Genomic DNA, 22871 nt, shown 5'->3' on the forward strand with positions numbered 1-22871 from the left:
TGCGGCTACCAGTAGAGCAGAAACCTAAATGCTCTCTTGGCGGCCCACCTCCCCATCTGGAGGAAATACATGGCGAGGAATGCCGTCGACATCACGGAGAGGGCGAACGAGAGCCAGGACAGAGCCACGTAGAGCACCGGCGGCAGGACGACGCCGGTCGAGGACTGGGCCAAGGCGACTATCTCGGCATATAGGACGGGGCCGACCAGAGGCACTAGGGAGACGGCAAGGCCGAAGCCGAGCGCGAGGGACGCCTCCGCCACCGACAGCGCGGCGCCCAGGGAGTTGACGTGCAGGGTGTACAGCAGGTATATGGCGATGGCCAGAGACGCCGCTATGTACAGCCTCACGTCCAATAGTTCCGTCTGGAAATATATTGGTTGCGGTATATCGAGGCCCGACCGACGCCGGCGCTAAGCTTAAATAGCGATACGGGGGTCGGCATATGCCGTCCCACGGTAGCTTGACCAAGGCGGGTAAGGTCAGGTCCCAGACGCCGAAAATTCCGCCGAAGCCCAAGAAAAATCTGACGCCGAGGAGGCGCAACTCGCGGAACTATAGGAGGAAGGTGGTCTACGCCGCATCCACGGCCCAGGCCGCCGAGTCCGAATGAGCGAGTTTTCCGGAGACGTCTCCTCCGCGCTTTTACGGCGCGCCAGAGAGATCTCGTCGCTTCTATCGGGCGTAGCCGAGCACCACCCCTACTGGCCGGCGGCCCACTACCTAGCCCAGGCCCTGGAGCTCCTCTTTGAGAGGTGGAACGCGGATCTCGCCGAGGAGGAGCTGGACGAGCTGCTCTGGCATCTAGACAAGGCCAGGGATGCGCTCCAGAGACTCAAGGCCGGCGAATAACCACACGGCGCTGCCGGCAGTCCTCGCCTAATAGCCTCGGCGTGCGGGTCATACCGGCGTAGCGCCCGATCGGCGCCTGACGCTGGATGCAGAATGGGGAAAAGCTTAAAAACCACTAGAAATATATGTAAAGGGCCGGTAGTCTAGCGGAAGGATTGAAAGCATTCCCTTAGGCCCGCTTGGCGCGCGGGAGATCCCGGGTTCAAATCCCGGCCGGTCCATCCGGCTAGCTCTTCCGGCTATCGTCTGCACAGTCCGACCGGACACTGTAGTCGATTCCGTATATCGGATGTGCGGCATATCGGCTCCATAGCCGGCTAAGCTCGATGCATCAATTCAAAATGGGGCGGCGAATCCAGCCGCGGCGGGGTGCCGTGTCCTTTACCAATTAGGGATCCTCGGCGATTTTCCCGGCTTGATGTATTGCCCTAGTCCTGCATGCCGACTCCCGCAGCTCTTCCGGTAGCCGGACTTCTTCGGCTGGTCTTAGGAGAGTTGTAACGACGATGTATGGCGTCGCTGGGGTTTGAACCGATCTATAGGCCTAGTTATTATATTATAAATTATATTAAAAATTTATTTAAAATATTTTTTATTATTTCTTTTTAATTAGTAGTAATATAGCTATTATAATAATCACTACCATAATGGTTATATATATAGCGTTTAGACCAGATAACTGTGTTGCCTGTGTAGTTGATTGAGCAACTGATACAGACTGCGTCGTCGTTGATGTGTAGGTTCTGCTTGATGTGTAGGTTGTGCTCGTCGAGCTTGTTGGGGTTGCCGGCGCTAGGGAGAACCTTATCGCGTAGTAAGACAGCGACACGCTGCCGGGCCCTACCTCTATATACGTCCCCGTGCTATTGACGGCGAGTATTTCGTAGCTTCCCGATATGCTCTGGGGCATTATGCCCGGCGGCGCCACCACAAGCGCCTTCTGGTCGAGGCTCAGCGCGATGGAGTAGACCCCGCTGGCGTTGGCGTAGGCCGGGACGTACTCCACATAGGCGGGGGCCCAATCCTGCAGTACGTAGATCCTGCCGCCGTAGGCCAGAGCCGGGAGAGAGGTGCCGTTGGCTGAGAAGGCGGCTATCGCAGAGGCGTTGGGCGCCGGCATGCTGACGTTGGACATGGCCGCCGGCGTCAGCACTATGAAAAGGAGCGGCGGTATCGTCAAGTTCAGCAAGATCATGGCCTACCGCCGCCCATGCCGCCCGAGCCGGCCCCCGAGCCGCCCATGGAGCCAGCCGAGCCGCCAATAGATATGCCGACAGAGCCTGTCGCGTTGCCGCCGAGGCCGATCGATCCAGACATGCCGCCTGCCGTTGAGCGCCGAGGCCACCTCCTCCGCGACGTTTGCATCTATGCCGTGGATACCTCCCTGGATTCCGATGAGGGCTAGGGCGCTGGCGGAGCTGTTGAGAAGCCGGGCCTCGTGCGCCAGGCGCCCGGCCACCGTGGAATTTACTGCGGCGATCGCGCGCGCCAATACGTCCAGCCTGCTCGCGAGCTCCTCCATGGCGGCCGACGCGTTGAGATAGCCGCTGTCGCTGGTGATCGCTGCGCTGAGGTTCGCGGCTACGCCGGCCCTAATCCCGGCGAGGCCGCCGGCCTCTCCTATAAGCCGAAGCGCTGAGGCCACCTCGCGGTGCGCCTCGCTCGCGTTGAGAACCTCGCCCACCAGAGCTCCGCCGACGCCCGATCTAGCCACCACGTCCGCGAGCGCCCTCAAGACGGCCGAGGCGTTCGCGTTGGCCTCGGCGGCCTCCCTATAGCCCTTGTCGCGCGACAGGGCTAGAGCCGCCTCGTCGAGCCCCATTATCTCTATGGGTTTTAGATATCTGCTTAGATTGGCCAGCGCCTCCCGCCTGGCCTCTTGGAGCCTCTGGAAGACCGCCCTAGCCTGAGTCACGTTGAGCCCTAGCTTCTTGAGCTCGCCGACGCCGACAGCCGGCGCGAAGAACGCCCTCGTCCCGTTGGGGAAGGTGGCGTTCAGCGAGCAGTAGGGCACCGTGAGCTCGGCTCCCCCCGATATCTCCACGGTGAAGTTGCCGGAGGCTTGGGCCTCCGCTATTAGCTGGGATGGGCTTTGGCCCGAGGCGTAGGCGAGATAGCTCACAAGCGCGTACCACTTGACCTCCACGTCGGGGGGACACGTCTGCTGTTGTGTAGAGGCGCCTAGGGCCAGCGCCCCCAGCGCTGCCAGCCCCAGTACTGCTATTATTACTATTGTCATTGTTTTTTCTCGGATCATGCCCGGCTGTGCCTGGGGGCTTAAGTCGAATTCTCTGGAAACCACGTGGGAACGACGTCGTGCTTTCTATTTCCCACGCGGTGAACGACCGCGTCAGCGAAGCGGAGGTAGCGCCCGTGGGACAGGAGCTTGGAGTAGGCCTCGTCCATGTTTATACTGGCCAGGAGGAGATCTATATACTCCACTATATACTCGACGAGCTCCCGCTTCTGTGCGCCGTCCAGCTCGGCCCAGAAGGCTGAGGCGAGCTCTAGGGGCGTGGGCACGGGCGCGCCGCATATCACCGAGTCCCTGCCCCAGTAGCCTATGGCCAACGAAGGCCTCGGCGGCTCCTGCGGCGGCAGGGCAAATAGCGAATCCCACCGGCGCAGATCGACGGAGCCGAACACCTTGGCCCTAACCACGAGCCCGGCCAGCCTGGCGGTGGCCAATGCCCTTCTCCTCAAGTCGTCGAGCGAGCCGTAGCAGAGCCATCTGCCCGGCGCGTGGTGGTACAAGTCGAGGAGCGGCTCCAACAGCCACCCCAACGCGCCCAGGTCGACGAAGGCCCCCTCGCAGATCTCCGTCGGTATCGGGAGGTATATGGGATCCGCCCTGTCAGCCACCGCCTCCAGAAGGTCTGCGCACGCCTCTACGCCGAACCTCGCCGCAGCTGTCGTGAGCACTAGATCCTCAGCGCTCCTCCGCATATGCAGTCGGCCTCTCCGCAGAGGGGATCCCGGGAACACGTCAGAACTATCAGGCGCGTGCCCGCAGGCGGGGGGACCGGCCCCCTTATGTAGAGCACGACCCGGGCGCCGGCTAGGAGCGGAGATAGATCGCCGGACGCATGCACCGCGTAGATCCCCTCATAGACCTCGGGCGGCACGTCCAGGAAGTTAGACACTGCGACTCCTCCGACGCGTCTCGCCGCCGCGGCGGCTGCCTTCGGGGGGCCTACGACCAGCACTCTGAAGGGATTGCCTCCGCTTGACGAGACCAGGAGCTCGGCGCCCAGTTCCTCTTCACCCATCTGCGTTGCGGGTCCTCCTCACTGCTTCACAGCGATCACGGCTATTTCAACCAATACGCCTCTCGGAAGCCCGGCGGCCTGCACCGTCACCCTCGCCGGCGGCTTCTCCCTGAAGTACTCGGCATAGACCTCGTTGAATTGGCCGAAGAGTGAGAGGTCTGCGAGGAACACGAAGGCCATGGCCACGTCCGAGAGGCCGTAGCCGGCCGCCTCCAGCACTGCCTTTATGTTCTCGAGGACCTGCCGCGTCTGTTCCCTTATCCCGCCCTTGACCACGTCGCCGGTCTTGGGGTCGACGGGTATCTGCCCGGACACGAAGAGGAGGTTGCCGGCCTTCACGGCCTGGCTGTAGGGGCCGATGGGCTCCGGCGCCGCCCTCGTGTAGACCACCTCCCTCATGATGAGCCGCCACGCAGCTCCTTATAGGTTTTGCGCCGAGCCGCGCAAGGGCCATGGAGACGGCTGGGGCGCTCGCCGACGTGGAGGTCGCTTGCGTTAAGTAATCCGGCCGCCGATATCTTGGTATAAAGCTTAAATATAGCCACTTTAGAGTCGCCATGCCGTCGATAATATTGAACCCCAAGCCTTCGGCGTTGCAGAAGCCCCACCTGAACTTGGCCGTGATAGGCCACGTGGACAACGGCAAATCGACTCTGACCGGCCGACTGCTCTACGAGACCGGCTACGTGGACGAGAAGGGCTTCAAGGAGATCGAGGAGATGGCTAAGAAGATGGGCAAGGAGGACTTCGCCTTCGCCTGGATACTGGACCGCTTCAGGGAGGAGCGCGAGAGGGGCGTGACCATCGAGGCGACCCACGTCGGCTTCGAGACCAGCAAGTACTTCCTGACCATAATAGACCTGCCGGGGCACCGCGACTTCATAAAGAATATGATCGTGGGCACCAGCCAGGCCGACGCGGCGATGCTCGTGATATCGGCTAGGCCGGGCGAGTTCGAGACGGCCATAGGGCCTCAAGGCCAGGGCAGAGAGCACCTATTCCTCGCCAAGACTTTGGGCGTCAACCAGCTGGTGATTGCGGTCAACAAGATGGACATCGTCAACTACGACCAGAAGAGGTTCGACCAAATAAAGGCTGAGCTCGTCAAGATGTTGAAGCTTCTGGGCTACGACCCGGCCAAGGTGCCCATAATACCCGTCAGCGCGGTCAAGGGCGACAACATAAAGGCCAAGTCGCAGAACATGCCCTGGTACAACGGCCCGACCCTCCTGGAGGCCTTCGACATGCTGGAGCCGCCGCAGAGGCCCGTGGAGAAGCCGCTCAGGCTTCCGGTACAAGACGTCTTCTCCATCACAGGCGCCGGCACCGTGGTGGTGGGCAGGGTGGAGACGGGCGTGATAAAGCCCGGCGACAAGGTGATAGTCATGCCGGCCGGGAAGGCGGGCGACGTCCGCTCCCTGGAGACCCACCACATGAAGCTGGAGGAGGCCAAGCCGGGCGACAATATAGGCGTCAACCTGCGCGGCATAGAGAAGGACGACGTGAGGCGCGGCGATGTGCTGGGCAAGGTGGAGAACCCGCCGACGGTCGCCGAGGAGATCGTGGCGCGCGTCATAGTGCTCTGGCACCCCACCGCCATCGGGCCCGGCTATGCGCCGGTCATGCACGTCCACACGGCCACCGTGCCGGTCCAGATAACCGAGCTGGTGTCGAAGCTAGATCCGCGCACCGGCCAGACCATAGAGCAGAAGCCGCAGTTCATCAAGCAGGGCGACGTCGCCATGGTGAGGCTGAAGCCGCTTAAGCCCGTCGTCGTGGAGAAATTCAGCGAGTTCCCGGCGCTGGGCCGCTTCGCGCTTCGCGACATGGGCCGCACCATCGCCGCAGGGCAGGTGATAGAGGTCAAGCCGGCCCAGATCCAGACCAAATAATCGGTTTTAGAGCCCCTAGGGAAAATTTTATAAACGGCCAGCTGGCGGGAGGCCATGAGCATGGTGGCGCGAAGGAAGGTGAGGATCAGGCTGTACGGCACGAGCTACTCGGACTTGGAGAGCGTTGCCAGGGAGATCGTCGATATAGCCAAGAAGATGGGCGTAGGTGTGAGAGGCCCGGTGCCTCTGCCCACCAAGAGGCTGATGGTCACCACCAGAAAGGCGCCCTCCGGCGAGGGCTACCACACCTTCGAGCATTGGGAGCTCAGGATCCACAAACGGCTTATAGACATAGAGGCCAACGACAAGGTGATAAGGAGACTGATGACGATAAAGGTCCCCGACACCGTCAAAATAGAGCTGCAGCTGGTCTAGGCGCCTCCTTTCAAGCCGAAGGCCCCGCAGAGCCGACGGACGGCCTTGTTGAGGCCGCGGGCGGCCGGAATTTAGGCGTCTCGGCGCGGAAAGCAGCCTTGCCGACCTGATCGGCGCTGAGCATCTACATACTGCTTTGAAGTTGCGATGGGCCTCAGTCGGAGATCTTGATGAAGGTGCCTGGATAGTTCACCGAGCCTCTTCCGGCCGATACCAAGATGAGCCTGTGTTTGGCCGCGAGCTCCGAGAAGAGCTTCTTGGTCTCGGCCGTCTCCGCGAGCTCGAAGTCGCTGAGGACCACGACGATGGATCTGCGCTGCGCCTTGGCCAAGACGTATTTGATGGCCTCGTCGGGGATGGTGCCTCCGCCGCCCCTCAGCCCCCTCTTTATCTTCTCTATGTCGGCGGGGCGTCTGAGCTCCACGGGGTCGTAGGCTCTGGCGTCCCAGGGTATCACGAACACTCTGGAGACGCCGGCTCTCAACAGGCCGTAGACCTCAGAGGCGAACCTCCTCAGCTTTTCGTCGTCTATGGACGCGGACGTGTCCAGCAGGACGTATACATCGATGGCGTTGGGCCCCATACCCACCTTCGAGGGGTACCACTCGGACTTGCGGGACGTCCTGGACCAACGCTTGCGCAGATCCCTCAGGCTCTCGACGGCCTCCTCCAGCTCGACCCTCAGAAGCCTCCTCCAGTCCAGGGAGGGCTTATCCACGTCTACTATATGCCTCAGGTGGCCGGAGGGAGATACGCCGGGCTCTCTATATGACCTGATGCGCATCACTCTCCTCTCCAGCATCCTCCTGACCTCCCCGGGGTCGCTGGCCTGTCTGATCTCCTCCGAGCCCTGATTCATGGGCACGTAGTTGGAGACCTGCCTCTCGCCCTCGGCTATCCTCGAAGACTGTCTATACAGCCTGAAGAGCTGCCTCCGGGATAGGCCCGACAGCCTTGCCGCGAGCTCCTCGGCGGACATCCTCAGGGCCGCGGTCCTGGACACGCCGACGTGTTCCGCCCTCAACATATCCCAGGGCACCTCGAAGCCGCCCGCCTCGAGCTTCTCGTTAATGACCACGTCTGCCGCCACGTTGAAGGCCATGGCCTCCTCGGCCTTGCCCATCTTCATGAGGTCCCTGGCCCTCTCCAGGTGGCCCAGGTAGGCGTGCAGGACTTCGTGCATAAGCACCGCAGCCCTGTTCTCCGTGGTGAGCGACTGCTGGAAGAAGCGATCTCCGACCAGTATCGTGTTGCCGGTGAACATGGCGTAGGCGTTCTTAGGCACCTCCTTGGAGTAGCCTATGGGGAAAGACATGACGAGGAAGTAGTAAGTCGGATCTCTCAACATGAGGTACTCCTTAATCCTCTGAAACTCCTCGCCTATACGGCCCAGCTCCACGTACATAGGGATTGATCTATATTAAATTGGCGCCGTCCCCGCGGCGCCTCCCGTGGCTACCGCCACAGACCCACGGCGGCTTTCCTCACCTTGAGCGGTAGCCTGCTCGCGAAGTCCTCGAGCAACTCGCGCCGCATGCCGACCCTCTCCTTGAACGTCCGCACCGCCGTGGTCAAGATGTATGCGTAGAACTCCCGCTCCTCGTCGGCTAGATGCTCCAGCAGGGCTAGATCGATGGAGCCTCCCGATAGGTACCTGTCTATGAGGGCCTTGGCGTAGAGGCCCGCCGCAATCAGCTTCTGCTCTATGTCAAACGTTCTCCACAGCTCTAGAGGCCTTTCGAAAAAACTCCTTGGGTACTCTAGACAGGTAGAAATTCAGGAACTTGGAGCCCGTGGAGCGGCCTACATTGCCGTAGACCACCTCGGCGACTAGGTCCTCGTCCGCCTTGATGCCTCCGAGTATGTGGAGCTGGACCGCCAGCCGCGTCCAGGATCTGGGCGTCGGGTACGCCTCAAGCCCCTCGGGCTCCTTAGGCGGCTCGAAGAGGAAGGATGGGCCTTCCTTAAGGAACTCGCAGACGGCTCTCTCCCAGGCGTCGCCGTGTTTCCTCTCCATATATGCGCACCACTCGTCGACCGTCGGCGGCTCCACGTTGAAGACCGTCAGCCTGTTCAGCAACGGGGCGGGGAGGGGCTCGGCGTCCACGCTCATGGAGGGCAGGTTGCCGGCAAGCACCACTATCACGTCCGGGGAGAGCCTCCAGCTCCAGCCCGCCTTGCCCTCCTGCACTAGGCTGTAGAAGAAGACCCTCTGGTCGGCCCTCTTCACGTTCGTCATCTCGTCTATGAAGAAGAGGCCTCTGCATCTCGACAGTATCTTCAGCCTCACCGGCGTGAGGAAGTCTATCACGTCGCCGCTGGCTATGGGCTTGGGGATAGAGACGTCCTCGGGGAATATATGGGGCGCTGCCACCCTGAGATAGACGAAATGCCCCTCGCAGTCCTCGGCCAGCCTGCGGGCGGCCGTATCGTCCAGCAGATCCAGGTCGACGAAGGTTCTGCCCTCCTTCCTGGCGAGCTCTCTGGCGTACTGCTCCGTGATCTCGGTCTTGCCTATCCCGGGCCCGCCCAGGAGGAGGATTCTGTTCAGAGTCTCCGGGGGGAGGCTCAATATCTGCGTGATTCTGACCACATGGTCTCCATTTTCTCTATATAAATCGGTTGCGCGGCGGCCGGAGCCCCTAGACGGCTACCGACAGGACTAGAAAGGCTGTGTTCAGCACGGAGTACATGGCGTGTATCGCCAACGCCGACGCGAAGCCGCCCTTCTCGTAGGCGTAGGCGAGTATAAGCCCCAGCAGGAAGTAGAGAAGCGCCGTGAGCGCCTCGGCCGCGGTGTCCGGCGCCGTTATCAGGAGGGAGTAGGCCAGAGACGAGGCCACGTAGGCCAGCGGCCTGCCTCTAGGCGACAGCCGCTGGAATAGAATTCCTCTGAAGATCGACTCCGAGACCACGGGCTCCTCCAGCGTGAGGACCACCACCAGTACGGGCAGCAGGCCGCCTCTGTAGAGGGCTTGGGGCTCCGAGGCGGCCTCGCCCGAGGCCAGAAACGGCGATAGGTACACCGTGCCCATAAGCCACATGAAGAAGAGCAGAAGCGCGTTGTAGAAGCCGCGGCTCGAGTACCTACGCCTGACCCATCTAAACGACGCGAAGAAGGCCGTCTCCAGCGCGGCGAATCCGTACACGGCCGCCGATGGGGGGAGAAACGCCGAGGCGACATCCCACGCGGCCAGCAACGCCATGTAGGCCAGCGCCATGTAGAGTGCGCCTCTATCGCTCATACCATCAGCTCGTCGAGATCCTCGGGGTATTTTGTGAGCAATTTATAGCCGTCCTCGGTTATCAAGGCCGTGTCGGAGTGCCTAAATCCGCCGAGCCCCCGTACGTATATCCCCGGCTCCACGGTGACCACCATGCCCGGCCTCAAGACCTCGTCGGACCCCACGTCCAGATAGGGCCTTTCGTGGAAGCCCAGCCCTATGCCGTGGCCCGTGTGGTGCCTAAGCTTCTCCGCTAGGCCCAGCCGCTCGGCCCTCGCCCTCACGGCCCTGTCGACCTCGGCGGCAGATGCGCCGGGCCTTAAGGCGTCGAGCGCGGCGCGTCTGAGCTCCAGCATGGCGTCGAAGTACCTCCTGACCTCCTGGCTTGCTCCCCCCAGCACCAGAGTCCTCTCCAGCTCGCTGTAGTATCCCCCGACCTCGGGGCCCGCCCCGATCCCGACGACGTCCCCCCTCTTGAACGGACGGGGGGCGGATATGGAGTGGGGATAGTAGCTGTATTCCCCTATCTGTCCCCTGAAGCCGACGAAGCCGGGCACCGACTCCCTCAGCGGCATGTAGTCCTGGCCGAAGGCCTTCTTCATCTCTCTGCTGAGCTCGAGGCTGGCCTCCAGCGCCACCTCCCAGTCGTACCTCCCCTCGGCCATGAGGCCCGACGCTATCTCGAGACCTCTGGCGGCCCATCTGCCGCTCTCCTCTATCAAGGCTATTTCCTCGTCGTCCTTGATCAGCCGCATGTCCTCGACGAGCCGCGGCTCCACGGCTGTTTTCAGCTGGCCCAGGAGGTCCGCCAGAGCCGGGCCGCTGTACCCCCAGCCCCCGGCGGCGCCGGCGCGCGTCTCCAGCGCCAGGGACTCTATGCCCCACCTCTTCGCCAGCTCCCCGATCCTCTCGGCGATGAACTTCACGGGGTGCACCTCGCCCGGGTAGTCGAAGTAGTAATGCTCCTCAACGGGCAGGTCGGACCTCAGCGAGAAGTGCTCGTACTCGACCATGGGCGCGAACAGGGCCAGCTCCCCGCGTGCCGTGACAAGGAGGGCCAGGGGCCGCTCAGTCTGGAGGAAGAAGTAGTTCGTGAGGTAGAATATGTTCTCGGGGTTAGTCACGTAGTAGGCGTCGTAGCCCAGCCCAGACAGCCTCCTGCCCAACTCGGCGATTCTCCTCAACAAGGCTTGCCTCCCGACCTTGGGCATTAATAGAACGAACCCACAGCAATATATACCATCGGTCGTCGCGTTGGGCGCCTCCCACGGGCGCCCAGCTCCATCCCGCGGATGGGCTTGACGCCGGCGAGCTGCGCTACGGCGATATCTCTACATCCAATAGGGCCGTCACGGCGAGAAGGGCCGCATCGATATAGCCACGGTCGGGTCTCGAAGGACCACGGCTCCTCGAGGAGGCGATCAAGGGGGCGGATATGGAGACGGCTTGCGGATCGGTCCCCCCATCTGCCCCCGCTGGATGTGCGCATATTCGACACATAGGCGCCGTTGAGGCCGCACCGCCCGGCGACTTGCCCGCTATGACTGAAGGGCTCGGCCGCCTACATATCGCTACGTATAGACCCGACGCCGCAGAGCCTACGGCGCGTTTCATGCCGTACGCGGCGCCGTCCAGGTCATGCGATCAAATACGCCTCGATGTTGCCAATATGTGGAGAGCCGAGAAGTTCCTTGCAACAAGAAATATATAAACGAGAGTCGAGTTTTCCGTGAGGCTGGCCCTGGGCTTCTACCGTTTTTTCTTGGAGCGCGGCGGCTTCTTGGTATTCCTCGCCCTGGCCGCCTTCGCGTGGGCCAAGGGGCTCTACGTCCTCTCGGCCGCTGTGTTGGCCGGGCTGGCGGCCTCCTGGGCGCTCTCATGGCGCGCCACCACGCTCAAGGCCGTTTACTGCAATATAGAGGGACAGAGGTTAACCCATATAAGCATACGCGGCAGCTCGATCAGCCTTAGGTACGGCAACTCGGCCTTCTCGGTGAAGGGCTACGGAAACGCCCTCGCGGCCTTCGAGTGCACGTCGCGGAAGGCACCCGAGCTTATCGACGCCGTATACAAATTCGTCGAGCCCAAGTTGCTGGACGCGGACCTCAGGGGCGCCTGCATATACGCCTATCTGGTCGGGCCCAATAAGGACATGGACCTATATATATGCGAGGGCGGCGTCGATATAGGGCTGTCGCTGAGGGGCGCGTGCCCGGTGATCATGGCCGCCCCGAGGATTCTGGAGGACCTAGGCGCCACGATAATCAAGAGGACGTACAGCGGAGCCATATTCGCCTCTGCGTTTTTCAAACGCTCCGAGGACGCCGTGAGGTTCATAACGAGCCTAGCCGACTTCTGCAAGCCGGGCAAGGCCTGCGAGGGCCTCACGGCCAGGGAGTGCCTCGCGCTGTACAGGCTGTTGTTCTCCTAGCGCTGATGCTTAATTAGCTGTATACTTAGCCATCCATGAAGCTGGCCGTAGCGGCCCACAGCACCGACTCGGAGGCGCTCGCCCCCAAGATAGAGGCGTTTTTCGACGAGCTTGTCTCCTGCGCAAAGCCCGTGGTGCTCGTGGGGGGCTACTGGGGGTTGATGAGGCGCGTGGTGGACGCCTCGCTGAGAAGAGGCCTCGCGGTGATCGCCCTCCTCCCCATAGAGAGGGAGGACGTGGAGCTCCCCGAGGGCGCCGTGGGGATAAGGACCGGGTGCGAGTACAGATGCCGGAGCGTCATGTTGGTCCGCTCGGCTGACGCCGTGGCGGCGTTCGGAGGGGCTGCCGGCACAATGATAGAGGTCCTCATGGGCTACGCCATGGGGAAGCCCGTATTTGTCTTGACGAACACCGGCCTCGCCTCGGACAACCTAGCCAAGGCCTTCCCCGAGTATATAGACGAGAGGAAAACCGCCGCGGTTAGATATTTCGGGGAGCCGCGCGAGATGGCCAGGGAGATCTGCAGATCGCGCGCCGGCGGAAAGATAGCGGAGGTGGGGTGATCTAGACCGCGCGGACGGCCGCGGGCCTGGCCTCCGGGCGCGGCGCCGGGCTCTCGACCGTCGCCCCGGACGTCGGCCGTATGTAGCCAAGCCGGCAGAGCCCGCTGCGGCCGGGCGCCGCAAGACCGGCGGCGTCCCTAGGACCGAACCAGATATATTATGTGCGGCGCCTCGGGCAGTATTATGCCGAGGCCCGTCTCCACCGCGTTGGGCGAGCCGGGCAAGGCGACCACCAACTTGCCGTTGGAGACGCCGGCCAGCGCTCTGGACATGATCGCGGCGGTGCCGACCTCCTGATAGCTCTTGAGGCGGAAGACGTCGCCGAAGCCGTCCAGCTCCTTTTCAAGCAACGGCCTCACCGCCTCGATGGTCACGTCGGTGCGCGCCACGCCGGTGCCCCCCGTGAGCACCACGACGTCCACGTCGGACCTCCGGAGTAAGTCCATGACGACGCCTCTGATCATAACCAAGTCGTCCTTGACGAGCGATCTGCCGACCACCCTATGGCCCGCCCGCGATATGAGGGAGACGGCCGCATCGCCCGACTCGTCGGTGTAGCTCCTCCCGGAGGCCATGGCCTCGTAGCGCGAGGTGCTCACCGTGACTACCCAGAAGGATAGCTCCTTGGGGCCGCGTGCCCGATGCTCCTCGTGGGGCCTCACGCGGCCTCAGTCAGAGGACTTTTTATGCTTATCAGCATTCCAGGCCGCCGGGCACGGAGCCTCGGCGGTCCGCGCACTAGATTTCCGCCGTCGGGCTTCTGCGCGTCAACATATCGATGTAGACCTCCGCCGCGTTGGTCAAATAGTCGACGACTCTGTCGGCGTGCAGCATGGTTATTTCGTCCCGCGCCAGCTGTTGCAACAAGAAGCGCGTCTTCTTCGTGGCCTCTATAAACGCAAAGACCGACCTTAAATCGTCGGCCGACGACGACCGTACGAATTCCGCCACGGCGTCCCTCAGGGCCCCGATGAGCTCCTTGGGGGGCTCCAGCCTCGCCAGCTCGACGATGTGGTCGGCCGCCCTCTCCACGTATCTAGCCAGCTGCACGTAGCTGGCGCAGAGCCCTGTGGGGTATTTATGGCAGAGCCTCTCTATCATGTGCCTATATCTATCCACCTCGTCGTCTACGCTCTCGAGCAACGCCGGGTTGACCTTGGGCGCGGTCACCAGATGGTCTATCATGAAGGCGAGCGTGGAGACCATCCTAGCTATCAGCTTCTCTCTGTCGAACTTCACGTCCTCGACTTTAAAGACTATATAGTCGGGCCCCTCCTCCATGGGGAGCATGTAGAGCCCCCGCGCCACCGACATGATCTTGTGCCTCAGCTCGAGGTCGAGCCCCCTCACCTCCAGCCTGACCTCGTCGTAGCCCGACACCAGCGCGGCCATCAGCAGTTTGACCAAGGTGTCCATATCTGGGCTGGACACCCTCGCCGTGAAGCTCCTCGGCCTCGCCGGCCTCACGACCACCACGTCCTCCTCCCACATGACGTTCACCTCGCTCCTCTCCCCGATGGAGTTCTTCTCGCACCACGCCTTGGGCAGGAAGACCGCGTAGGACTCCCTTATCCTAAACACGCGGCGAGTCTCCATATCCTTGTTTAAGCTAGATAAACTTTGCTATCACCTGCCCTCAGCCCTCTGGGCCGCCTTGGGGAGCTCCGTGAGCGCGTTTATGAGCATTCTAAGCATCAGATGAGTCCTCTCGATGCTTTTCTCCATGGCCGCTATCACCTCGAGCTCCAGCTGGGTTTCGGCGGATGCCCGCAGCGACTTCACGAGCGACATGTGGGCCTCGTAGCGTCTGCACATCTCGTTGAGCCTATCCACCGCCTCGCCCAGCTCCAAGCCGCCGCCTTCGTGCGGGAGGTCGGGCATCCTGAGCGCTTCCAGGAGCCTCGCCCTGAGGTATACCTCCCTGATTATTCCGTCCAGAAAGGCCGCCATGTACTCGTCGGTGACGGCCCCCCTCAGCTTGAGCAGCTCCGTGAGGTGGTCGAGCTCGCCGGCCAGCAGTCTCTCCATGGGGCTTGCGACTTTCCGAGATAAATATTTGGCCCACGCTAAATCCCACGTTAAGAATAATTATGGAAATGCATAAAAATAAGGAACAGAGTATACGACATGTCGGCGGCCCAATTCGCCTCGACGGATGTCGTCAAGGCCACGCCCGATATATCCATCAAGGAGGCGGCCAAGATGCTCAAGGAGCACAATATAGGCCTCCTCGTGCTGGTCGACAGAGAGGATCAGTCCAGAGCCGTCGGCGTGGTCTCGGAGCGCGATCTCGTGAGGGCGGTCGCCGAGGGCGTAGATCCCTCAAGGCCGGTTTGGGACATAGCGACGAGGTCAGTGATCTCGGTCGAGGCCGACGATCCGTTGAGCAAGGCGGCCGAGCTCATGAGGAGGCATAATATACGCCACGTGGTGGTGGTCAAGGACGGCAGGCTCTACGGCGTCCTCTCGATAAAGGACCTGGTCTACGAGGACAACGCCCTCAGGGTCATAGCGGGCTACGACGAATGGACCTTCGAGCGGGGGATGAGCGCCTAGCGGCCTCACCTCCTCAACAGAGCCGCGACGAGCCTCGCCGCCGCCCCCGGCCTCCTCGCGAGGGCCATGAACAGCCCCCGCGCGGAGAGCTCCTCCTCTATATAGGACCGGAGGAGGGCGTCGTCGGCGAGGAGGGACACGGAGCCGCCTTTGGCCGCCAGCCTGGCCGCAAGCGCCAGGAGCCTCTTCTGGAGCTCTATCTGCCCGACGATGCGCTCCACCCTCCTTCGATATTCCTCCAGAGGCCTCCGCGTCTTGAGCGCCTCCGCCAGGGCCAACGCCGAGATGACGCCGGGCCTTATGCCCTCTCCGGTCAGAGGGTAGACGAGGCCTGCCGCCTCCCCGACCCTATAGGCCCCCTCGGCCCCTAGATTCACCTCCGGCATGACGGTCAGGGGAGCTCCCTTCAGGAGCCTCACCCTGCCGCCCAGCCTCTCGGCGAATTCCCTCACGAGGTGCGTGGGGTCCTCCACCCCGAGGAAGCCCCCGCCGACGTTGTAAAGACCTCCGTGCGGGAATATCCAGAAGAAGCCCGTCAGGCCGGGGGGATATATGAAGTCGACGGTCTCCGCCTCGCGCCTGATCCCCTCTACGTAGGCCATGGCGACTATCAGCCTCACGCCCCTGCTGGCGTAGGGCCCCCGGGCGTCCACCACGACCCCATCGTTCCCATCGTCGACGCCCACGGCCGACCTCAACGCCTCAACCCAAGCCGCCTTGTCGATTATATACCACCGCGGTCCGCCGTAGGAGACCTCCCCTATCAGCCTATCGCCGGAGAAGAAGCGGTATCTACGCACCTTATCCACGACGAATTCCCTCGACACCATGGGGGTCTCCACCGGGACGGCTTCGCCGCACGCCTTGAAGTAGCGCCTGCTCCTCTCCACGGCGGTCGCCTTCCCCAAGGCTACGCCCAAGACAGCCCCCGACGGGCCCAGCCCCAAGATCTTGACCACGGCGGTGTCTGGTGATGTATATATATAGCATTGCCGTAGACGGCGGTCGGGCGTCTGTTATAAATATGATGACGCGATCATTTGGTGTGTTTAAACGAATACTCCTGGCCTACGACGGCTCGCAGCACGCCAAGAGGGCCCTGGAGGTCGCCGTGGACTTAGCCAAGAAGTACGGCGCAAGGCTGTATATAGTCGAGGTCATCGATACCGCCACGGCGTTCTGGGGACCCGGTACGCATGTGCCGTTCGACGTAATAGAGTCGATGCGTAGGAAGGCCGAGGCGGATATCGCTGAGGCTAAGGCCAGAGCCGAATCTGAGGGCATCCAGGTCGAGCCGGCGATCCTTGAGGGAGATCCGGCAGTTGTTGTGGTGGAGTATGCCGATAGGGAAGGCGTTGATCTTATAGTGGCCGGAAGCAGAGGCCTCTCGACGATGAAGAGAGTGCTCCTAGGCAGCGTCTCCACGGGCATTGTGACGCACGCGAAAAGGCCGGTCTTGATTGTTAAATAGCGGCGGGGCTTTTATTCCAAAAAGAGTGTTGAGTTGCCATATCTCGTGGGCGGCACACGCGCCCTTGACGGAGCTCCGGCCGACTCGGAGGCGGGGCGGCGGCATCCGGCAAAAGAGATAAATAATGCGGCGTCTTGAGAAATATGTTCAAGCGCATTCTCGTCGCCTACGACGGTTCACAACACGCCAGGAAGGCCCTTGAGGTCGCCGTGGATTTAGCCAAGAAGTACGGGGCGAAGATATACGTGGCGGAGGTCGTCGACACCGCAACCATACTGGGCCTCTCCATGGGCCCGGTGCCTCCCGACATAATCGACTCGATGCGCGAGAAGGCCAAGGCCGACTTGGCCGACGCCAGGGCTAAGGCTGAGGCCGCGGGAGTGCTTGTCGAGACGGCCATGCTCGAGGGGGATCCGGCCGCGGCTATAGTGGAGTATGCGGACAAGATCGGGGCAGACCTCGTAGTGACGGGAAGCAGAGGCCTTTCGAGCATCAAGAGGGTGCTCCTCGGCAGCGTCTCCACCGGAATAGTGAACCACGCAAAGAGGCCCGTGCTGGTGGTCAAGTGACGATGATGAGGAACCGGGCGCCAAGCGGTGAGGAGTTGATAGGCCGCTGAACCAATATAAAGGTTTCCCCACCGCGGGGCGTGTACGTATTCGATCTGGACGGGACGTTGGTGGACTCGGTCGAGGCGCACGTCAAGGCGTGGATAGACGCCTTGGCGGCGCTCGGGGTCAAGGCGAGAGAGGAGGAGGTGAGGCCCCTCATGGGGCTCCCAGCGGCCGAGATAGCGAGGCGGCTGGCGCCGGGCCGGGCGAGGGAGCTAGCCCAGCTGAAGATAAAGTACTTCTTGGAGCGACATATGGACGAGGTGGAGCCGTACCCCGACGTGGACGTCCTCCGATTGCTTCCACGCCCTATGGCCGTGGTCACCTCCTCGAGCGGCGTGCTCGCACGGGCCGTCTTGAGGCGGGTGGGCATCTCGGTGGATTACGTCCTCGGCGGCGACGAGGTGGAGCGGGGTAAGCCGCATCCGGACCCCCTCCTAGCTGTGTCTCGGATCTTCGGGGTGCCGACGAGCTCCATGGTGGTCGTCGGCGATACAGTCTACGACATGGAGATGGCGCTTTCGGCCGGGGCGCGGCCCGTGTGTATAGCGAGGGCGGCCCAGCCGTGCAGACCCGACGTCGAGGTCATCAGGAGCTTAAGGGAGCTACTATCCGGGCGTTGACGCGACGCGCCTGCCGGCCGCCGCGGGCCTTAGGCGGCTCGCGGCATAGGCCTCGGCCGGCCCGCGGAGGTCTATTTTTTTAGGAATTTTAGGAAGATCGTTATATGGAGCTCGTCCGTAGGTATGTACAGGGCAACCACCTGGTCACCACCTACGTCCTCGACGTGGGGGGAGCCAGAGCGGCCGTGGATCCAGGCCCGCCCAATTCCTACACGCCTGTCGACGCCGACTATATAATCTGTACGCATATACACAACGACCATTGCGGCGCCGCCGGCCACGCCGGCAAGCCAGTCTACGTACATGAGAAGTACATGAAGCATGTGGTCGATCCCTCGCGCCTCTGGCAATCCACAAAGGAGGTCCTCGGCCCTATCGCGGACCTATTCGGCGAGCCAAGGGGTGCAGCCGACGTGAGGCCTCTGAGGGACGGCGAGAGGCTGTTCAACGCGATAGACGTCTACTTCACGCCGGGCCACGCCCCCCACCACGTCATGCTCTACTACAGAGACGGCGGCGTTCTCTTCACGGGCGACGGCGCCGGCGTATACGTCCCTGAGATAGGGGCGTTGTTCCCCACGACCCCTCCGCCGTTTAGGTTCGACCTATACGTGGAGTCCCTCAGGAAGGTCGCCTCCATAGGGGCCAAGATGCTCTGCTTCCCCCACTTCGCGTGTACTGAGGACGTCGACCTCCTGAGGACCCACCTCGAGCAGATAAGGACGTGGCGCGAGGCGGCCCTGGCGGTGAGGGAGAGGGGAGGAGGGGCCGACGACCTAATAGCCGAGCTGAGGAGAAGCGACGAGGCGGTGGCCAAGATAGCCCAGAGGGGCGGCCTCCTCTACAGCTTCTTCCTCCAGCAGACGTTGCTGGGCCTCCTCCAGAGCTGATCAACGGCCCGCCGAGAGCTCGTAGGCGAGGGCGACGCCCAACAGCCTCTCGTCGTCGGAGGAAGCCAGCTGTAGCCCTACGGGCAGGCCGGAGGCGGGCGCCGGGATTGACGCTGCGGGGAGGCCCGTGAGGTTGAAAAGCTCGGTGAAGGCCAGCAACTTGGGCCTGACCGCTATGGAGTCGGCTTCCTCTATCCTCGGCGCGACCGCCGCCGTGGTGGGCGTCGCCAGTGCGTCGTACCTCTTGAGGAGCGAGGCGAAATAGGCCTTGGCCTCCCTCTGCACCTCAAGCGCCTTTATATAGGCCGCCGCCGGGAGGGCAGCTCCGACGCGCAGGAGAGACGCCACGTCGCGCCCCATGGACTGGCCGTGGGCCTTGAGGTAGCCCCAATTGACGGCGGCCGCCTCGGCGAGGAGCACGGCGGCCCGCGCGTGGGAGAAGCGCTTGGCGTCCACGTCCACCTCAAAGCGCTCCCCGCCCGCCTTCTCGAGCGCCGAGACGGCGCGCCAGAAGGCCTTCTCCACCTCCTCATCGACGTCCGCGATTCCCCTCAACACGGCGAAGCGGAACCGGGTCGGGGGCTCCGCCTTGACGCCCCGCAGGACCTCCATGAGATAGGCCACGTCGGAGACCGACCTGGCGAGGAAGCCCACGTGGTCCAGCGTAGGCGCCAGCGGCCTCACGCCGTCGACGGGGAAGGCGCCGTAGGCGGGCTTGTAGCCCACGACTCCGCACAACGCAGCGGGGATCCTCACTGATCCGCCCGTGTCGGTCCCCAGGGCTATGTGGGCGATATCCGCCGCGACTGCCCCTGCGGATCCCCCCGAAGAGCCGCCGGTTATTCTAGAGGGATCCACGGGATTCCTCGTGGGGCCGAAGTGCGGATTGACGTTGGTGGCGCCCAAGGCGAGCTCGTGTATGTTGGTCTTGCCCAGAACCAAAGCCCCCTCGGCCTCCAGCATCTTGACCACGGCGGCCGTCCGGGCGGGAGTCGACTTGGCGTAGGGCGCCCCGTTGGTGGTCGGGAACCCCACTACATCTATGTTGTCCTTTACGGCCAGCACGAGCCCGAAGAGGCGGCCTCCGCGCCCGAGCCCCGCCAGACGCTCTGCCTTCCAGGGGAGGCCCCTATCTATCGCGAGGAAGTAGTTGTTGCGGTCGGCCTCGGCCCTCCTCAGAGCCTCCTCAGCGATTTTCCTCAGAGATGCGGGGTCCGCCAGATTCCTCTCGACCAGCTCTCTTATCATAATAGACCGAGGCCCCTAAGGATGACCTCGACCTGTCTCTCCACCTCCTCCGTCGCCTCGCCCAGCTCCAGCTCCCTCACTATTTCCCTGACGTACTTCATACATCTGGCGACACGTTGATGCGTAAAAAAGCTTTTCTGCTATCCAGTTCGCCTGGTTCGATATATAGTCGACCTTCTTCCTGAGCTCGAAGTCGCGCGGCTCGAGCCCCAGCATATCTAGGTACAGCCTCTCCACGGCGGCCCTCAGGGACTCCGCCGCCTTCAAGTCCCTCCTCACCAGCTCCTCGTTGGCCTTCCTCCCCAGCTCGCCAGCGATATCCGCGACGCCCATCAAATAAGTCATGACGTCCACGCCCACCTCCTCGCGGCTCGGGAACCTCCCCTCCCTGAGGAACACCCAGAGGGAATAGGCCTCGACGTATTCCTGCAGCCCCTGCGCGCCGTTGTTGTAAAACATGGGGTACCGCGAGACCAAGTCCCTCAGCTCCGCCGCCACGGCCGACATGTCCTTCAGATGCCTCTCGGCCGTCTCGACATCGCCTCTGATGAGCGAGTAGATCACCGACTTGCTGAGCCTCGTGACCCTTATGGACATCTGTATGATCCTCTCCCTGGTCTCCTCGTACTCCCTCAGTTCCCTATAGAGCCTCTCCACGTTGAGCACGGCCCCCGTCGGGCGGCCATATAAAAGCTATTTCCCGACGCTGTGTCGACGAGCGGGGCGGATCGCGCCCAGCCCGGCGGTTACCAGTACTGCGGATATCTCAACGCCACGACGAGCGCCAACGGCACGTACTGGAACTGATACTTCTTGGCCAGCTCGTCGAGACCTCTTATCTGGATCTTGGCCGCGGCGTCTGAGCCCAGCTTGGTCAAGGCGTACTTCACTGCGGAGGACCCGAGCTCTTGGTAGACGGTGACGTAGCCTCTGCTGACCAGGCTCTCCAGGGCCGGGGCCAGCTGGGGTATATACAGCTGTCTCCCTGGCCGGGGCACGTCGTCGACGCCCGCCTCCTCCCTCAACAGCACCATGGCGGCCGCTATGGACCGGGAGTCCAATATGCCGAATTTCGAGAGTATCGCCAGCACTATATCCTCGAGGTTCATAGCAACAACAGGGGCATGACTAGAGCCATGGGTATGGGCAGCGCGGGGGCGTACCCAAAACGCCGCAACAACAGCCTCACGGTCAACAGAAAGCCCGCGTATATTAGGACGAGCCCGAGGGCCATGGCGGCCAGCGAGGGGATCAAGCCGTACTGCGAGAATTTAATGCCTATGAAGGTGATGGCGGCCGTATAGGCGAAGAAGTCGCCCGTGCCCACCGAGACCTCGCCGACTCTGGCCATAAGCCCCATCAGGGGCGGCTCCCTCGGCCCTCCCGCGGGCGGCTGGAGGGGGGCGCTCTCCTTGGCCTTCCTGACCATCCTGCCCAGAAGGCCCCAGTAGACCATAACGAGGTCGTATACGGGGAGCGCCGCCAGGAGGGCCAGGACCGTCAGAGGGGGCAGTATCCAGACGACCATGGTCCCCGCCAACGCGCTGAACACGGCGACCGCCTGGTCCAGCCGGGCCTTGAGTATCGCGTATATCACGGCTGGGGCGACCGCGAAGGGCGCGTAGAAGAGCGCCTCGGCCGCCCAGTCGGGCAACAGGCCGCACGAGTAGTACTTCAGGTCGTACGCCCAGAAGACGCCGACGATCACAAGAAGCCATATGGCCGCTATGAACGCCTTGAAGAACTTCCTATACCTCATGACCAGGTAGATAAATACCGTGGCGGCCACGGCCAGAGATATGAACAACGTCGTGTTGTAGGCCGCCGCCGACGCCGTGTTGGAGGGGGAGTAGGGCGCCGCCGGCAGTATCTGCTCCGAGGCTTGGGACGGCGCGTATAGATACGGCAGAGCCCCTAGGAGCCCCGCGGCGAACAGCAAGGCCATAAACGCGTGGGTCCTCACGCAGTAGCCCGTTGGTATATTAAAATAGATTCCGACGCGCCGCCTACGGTATGACCTCTGTTGAATCCAGCGTCGGCTCGTAGTCGAGGTCCTCCCTCCTCAGAACCCCCCTGGAGAGCAAGTCCTCCAAGACCGGCCTCCCCTCCTCCAGTATCTTGATGGTGCTCTTGGTGACCTCGCACACCGCCTCGAACCCCCCATCCCCCCAGTACTTCTCGTAGTGGGTGTAGAGGCAACGGCCCCCGCACACGTGGCGGTATTCGCAGTACGAACACCTCTCGTCTAGCTTGAGCCCAACCGCGTCGATGCCCCTCTTGACGTCGCCGACCGCGGCCCACCGCTCGGAGACCGCTATGGGGCACGCGAGGATTCTGCCGTCTGTGTTCACCGCGAAGGCGTCTCTGCCCGCGCCGCAGGGAACCCAGGTATACGGCCTGACCAGCATGGCTCGATAGATGCCGAGGAACGGCACTATGCCGAGCAGACGCCCCCTCCGCGCCTCGTCTAGGAACCAGTCGCGGAGCCTCGCCACGCCCGGCAGATAGCTCGACCTCGCCCACCTCAGGAACTCGTCGGGGCCCCACTCGTCGGTCCACACGGCGTTGAGCTGCCAGTGGACCTTGTCGAAGCCCAGCGACAGGAGGTGGGAGACGTCCCTGTATATATCGCTCGCCCGCCCCACCGCCATCCTGGCGATCACCTCGCATCCGCACCGCACCTCGTCCTTGAGCCACCTCAACGTCCTCACCACCGATCTATAGACGCCCCGCCCCCTGTAGCGGTCCGTCACCTCCTCGACCCCGTCTATGGAGAGGAGGACCACGTCGAATCTGCGCCAGTACTCCGGCGGCAGCCTCCTCGCGAGGAGCCCGTTGGTCTGGATCCCGAAGCGCCTGGCCTTGA

The 22871-nt window shown here is 62.6% G+C and carries 30 protein-coding genes and 1 tRNA gene; 12 read left to right on the top strand and 19 right to left on the bottom strand.

The window, feature by feature from the left end:
• Nucleotides 1–5 precede the first annotated feature (5 nt).
• Nucleotides 6–350: a hypothetical protein gene (locus tag B7L68_RS02435; RefSeq protein ID WP_081246104.1), complete on the bottom strand. Its 345-nt coding sequence runs from the start codon at nt 348–350 to the stop codon at nt 6–8.
• A 95-nt stretch (nt 351–445) separates the two neighbouring features.
• Between B7L68_RS02435 and B7L68_RS02440 the strand changes: the two genes are divergently transcribed.
• The 3 genes from B7L68_RS02440 to B7L68_RS02450 all read left to right on the top strand — a co-directional run bounded on the left by B7L68_RS02440 (nt 446) and on the right by B7L68_RS02450 (nt 1073).
• The gene (locus tag B7L68_RS02440) at nt 446–613 is read left to right on the top strand and encodes a 30S ribosomal protein S30e (RefSeq protein WP_081246105.1); all 168 of its coding nucleotides are present in this window, start codon (nt 446–448) and stop codon (nt 611–613) included.
• Complete coding sequence (locus B7L68_RS02445) at nt 610–852, top strand: hypothetical protein (protein ID WP_081246106.1); 243 nt, start codon at nt 610–612, stop codon at nt 850–852. Before B7L68_RS02440 ends, B7L68_RS02445 begins: the two co-directional genes overlap by 4 nt.
• Before the next feature lie 132 nt (nt 853–984).
• Nucleotides 985–1073: transfer RNA gene (locus B7L68_RS02450), tRNA-Ala, on the top strand.
• Between the two features lie 374 nt (nt 1074–1447).
• On the opposite strand, the gene B7L68_RS02455 is transcribed toward B7L68_RS02450, so the two are convergent.
• From B7L68_RS02455 to B7L68_RS02475, 5 genes are read right to left on the bottom strand one after another with little or no spacing between them, the layout of a single operon-like run.
• The gene (locus B7L68_RS02455; RefSeq protein ID WP_143615281.1) at nt 1448–2047 is read right to left on the bottom strand and encodes a hypothetical protein; all 600 of its coding nucleotides are present in this window, start codon (nt 2045–2047) and stop codon (nt 1448–1450) included.
• 3 nt (nt 2048–2050) lie between these two features.
• Nucleotides 2051–3154 carry a hypothetical protein gene (locus B7L68_RS02460; protein ID WP_143615282.1) on the bottom strand — a complete coding sequence of 368 codons (1104 nt, stop codon included), beginning with the start codon at nt 3152–3154 and terminating at the stop codon, nt 2051–2053.
• A complete protein-coding gene (locus tag B7L68_RS02465; protein WP_081246109.1) occupies nt 3130–3798 on the bottom strand; it encodes a hypothetical protein in 669 nt (222 codons plus the stop codon). Before B7L68_RS02465 ends, B7L68_RS02460 begins: the two co-directional genes overlap by 25 nt.
• Nucleotides 3774–4121: a hypothetical protein gene (locus B7L68_RS02470; protein ID WP_081246110.1), complete on the bottom strand. Its 348-nt coding sequence runs from the start codon at nt 4119–4121 to the stop codon at nt 3774–3776. Before B7L68_RS02470 ends, B7L68_RS02465 begins: the two co-directional genes overlap by 25 nt.
• 18 nt (nt 4122–4139) lie before the next feature.
• Entirely contained in the window at nt 4140–4520 is a 381-nt protein-coding gene (locus B7L68_RS02475) for a RidA family protein (protein ID WP_081246111.1), read from the bottom strand.
• A 158-nt stretch (nt 4521–4678) separates the two neighbouring features.
• Here B7L68_RS02475 and tuf point away from each other — a divergent pair, with 158 nt between their 5' ends.
• The gene (tuf, locus tag B7L68_RS02480) at nt 4679–6013 is read left to right on the top strand and encodes a translation elongation factor EF-1 subunit alpha (protein WP_081246112.1); all 1335 of its coding nucleotides are present in this window, start codon (nt 4679–4681) and stop codon (nt 6011–6013) included.
• 54 nt (nt 6014–6067) lie between these two features.
• Nucleotides 6068–6388 carry a 30S ribosomal protein S10 gene (rpsJ, locus tag B7L68_RS02485; protein ID WP_081246113.1) on the top strand — a complete coding sequence of 107 codons (321 nt, stop codon included), beginning with the start codon at nt 6068–6070 and terminating at the stop codon, nt 6386–6388.
• 154 nt (nt 6389–6542) lie between these two features.
• Here the strand turns inward: rpsJ and B7L68_RS02490 are convergent, their stop codons facing one another.
• From B7L68_RS02490 to B7L68_RS02505, 4 genes are all read right to left on the bottom strand, one after another.
• Complete coding sequence (locus B7L68_RS02490) at nt 6543–7787, bottom strand: VWA-like domain-containing protein (RefSeq protein ID WP_081246134.1); 1245 nt, start codon at nt 7785–7787, stop codon at nt 6543–6545.
• Between the two features lie 309 nt (nt 7788–8096).
• Nucleotides 8097–8981, bottom strand: a complete 885-nt coding sequence (locus tag B7L68_RS02495; protein WP_081246114.1) for an ATP-binding protein — start codon at nt 8979–8981, stop codon at nt 8097–8099.
• Nucleotides 8982–9030: 49 nt separating this feature from the next.
• Nucleotides 9031–9633, bottom strand: a complete 603-nt coding sequence (locus tag B7L68_RS02500; RefSeq protein WP_081246115.1) for a type II CAAX prenyl endopeptidase Rce1 family protein — start codon at nt 9631–9633, stop codon at nt 9031–9033.
• Entirely contained in the window at nt 9630–10823 is a 1194-nt protein-coding gene (locus B7L68_RS02505; protein ID WP_081246116.1) for a Xaa-Pro peptidase family protein, read from the bottom strand. The genes B7L68_RS02500 and B7L68_RS02505 overlap by 4 nt, the downstream gene beginning before the upstream one ends.
• A 518-nt stretch (nt 10824–11341) precedes the next feature.
• Between B7L68_RS02505 and B7L68_RS02510 the strand changes: the two genes are divergently transcribed.
• Nucleotides 11342–12043, top strand: a complete 702-nt coding sequence (locus B7L68_RS02510) for a hypothetical protein (protein WP_081246117.1) — start codon at nt 11342–11344, stop codon at nt 12041–12043.
• A 35-nt stretch (nt 12044–12078) separates the two neighbouring features.
• Nucleotides 12079–12606, top strand: a complete 528-nt coding sequence (locus B7L68_RS02515) for a hypothetical protein (RefSeq protein WP_081246118.1) — start codon at nt 12079–12081, stop codon at nt 12604–12606.
• A 137-nt stretch (nt 12607–12743) separates the two neighbouring features.
• Here the strand turns inward: B7L68_RS02515 and B7L68_RS02520 are convergent, their stop codons facing one another.
• The 3 genes from B7L68_RS02520 to B7L68_RS02530 form a co-directional block, all read right to left on the bottom strand.
• Nucleotides 12744–13268, bottom strand: a complete 525-nt coding sequence (locus B7L68_RS02520; protein ID WP_081246119.1) for a molybdenum cofactor biosynthesis protein B — start codon at nt 13266–13268, stop codon at nt 12744–12746.
• A 76-nt stretch (nt 13269–13344) separates the two neighbouring features.
• Nucleotides 13345–14202, bottom strand: coding sequence for a PhoU domain-containing protein (locus B7L68_RS02525; protein WP_081246120.1), 858 nt, complete (start codon nt 14200–14202; stop codon nt 13345–13347).
• 30 nt (nt 14203–14232) lie between these two features.
• Nucleotides 14233–14634 (bottom strand): hypothetical protein, encoded by a 402-nt coding sequence (locus B7L68_RS02530; protein WP_081246121.1) that lies wholly within the window; start codon nt 14632–14634, stop codon nt 14233–14235.
• Between the two features lie 99 nt (nt 14635–14733).
• Here B7L68_RS02530 and B7L68_RS02535 point away from each other — a divergent pair, with 99 nt between their 5' ends.
• Nucleotides 14734–15162: a CBS domain-containing protein gene (locus tag B7L68_RS02535; RefSeq protein ID WP_081246122.1), complete on the top strand. Its 429-nt coding sequence runs from the start codon at nt 14734–14736 to the stop codon at nt 15160–15162.
• A 5-nt stretch (nt 15163–15167) separates the two neighbouring features.
• Here the strand turns inward: B7L68_RS02535 and B7L68_RS02540 are convergent, their stop codons facing one another.
• A complete protein-coding gene (locus B7L68_RS02540) occupies nt 15168–16121 on the bottom strand; it encodes an NAD(P)/FAD-dependent oxidoreductase (RefSeq protein ID WP_101958000.1) in 954 nt (317 codons plus the stop codon).
• 68 nt (nt 16122–16189) lie between these two features.
• Here B7L68_RS02540 and B7L68_RS02545 point away from each other — a divergent pair, with 68 nt between their 5' ends.
• From B7L68_RS02545 to B7L68_RS02560, 4 genes are all read left to right on the top strand, one after another.
• A complete protein-coding gene (locus B7L68_RS02545; RefSeq protein WP_081246124.1) occupies nt 16190–16633 on the top strand; it encodes a universal stress protein in 444 nt (147 codons plus the stop codon).
• 143 nt (nt 16634–16776) lie between these two features.
• Nucleotides 16777–17202: a universal stress protein gene (locus tag B7L68_RS02550; RefSeq protein WP_081246125.1), complete on the top strand. Its 426-nt coding sequence runs from the start codon at nt 16777–16779 to the stop codon at nt 17200–17202.
• 80 nt (nt 17203–17282) lie between these two features.
• A complete protein-coding gene (locus tag B7L68_RS02555) occupies nt 17283–17867 on the top strand; it encodes an HAD family hydrolase (RefSeq protein WP_081246126.1) in 585 nt (194 codons plus the stop codon).
• 104 nt (nt 17868–17971) lie between these two features.
• A complete protein-coding gene (locus tag B7L68_RS02560; protein ID WP_081246127.1) occupies nt 17972–18757 on the top strand; it encodes an MBL fold metallo-hydrolase in 786 nt (261 codons plus the stop codon).
• Here B7L68_RS02560 and B7L68_RS02565 read toward each other — a convergent pair whose 3' ends face one another.
• The 5 genes from B7L68_RS02565 to B7L68_RS02585 all read right to left on the bottom strand — a co-directional run.
• Nucleotides 18758–20005 (bottom strand): amidase, encoded by a 1248-nt coding sequence (locus B7L68_RS02565; protein ID WP_081246128.1) that lies wholly within the window; start codon nt 20003–20005, stop codon nt 18758–18760.
• A 15-nt stretch (nt 20006–20020) separates the two neighbouring features.
• A complete protein-coding gene (locus tag B7L68_RS02570) occupies nt 20021–20671 on the bottom strand; it encodes a haloacid dehalogenase (RefSeq protein ID WP_081246129.1) in 651 nt (216 codons plus the stop codon).
• Nucleotides 20672–20751: 80 nt separating this feature from the next.
• A complete protein-coding gene (locus tag B7L68_RS02575) occupies nt 20752–21114 on the bottom strand; it encodes a hypothetical protein (RefSeq protein ID WP_081246130.1) in 363 nt (120 codons plus the stop codon).
• Nucleotides 21111–21968 carry a hypothetical protein gene (locus tag B7L68_RS02580; RefSeq protein WP_081246131.1) on the bottom strand — a complete coding sequence of 286 codons (858 nt, stop codon included), beginning with the start codon at nt 21966–21968 and terminating at the stop codon, nt 21111–21113. Before B7L68_RS02580 ends, B7L68_RS02575 begins: the two co-directional genes overlap by 4 nt.
• A gap of 43 nt (nt 21969–22011) precedes the next feature.
• Nucleotides 22012–22871, bottom strand: an 860-nt coding sequence (locus tag B7L68_RS02585; protein ID WP_081246132.1) for a TIGR04084 family radical SAM/SPASM domain-containing protein, incomplete at its 5' end; no start/stop codon positions are given.

The sequence above is a fragment of the Thermoproteus sp. CP80 genome, assembly GCF_002077075.2.
In the GTDB taxonomy this organism is placed as follows: Archaea; Thermoproteota; Thermoprotei; order Thermoproteales; family Thermoproteaceae; genus Thermoproteus.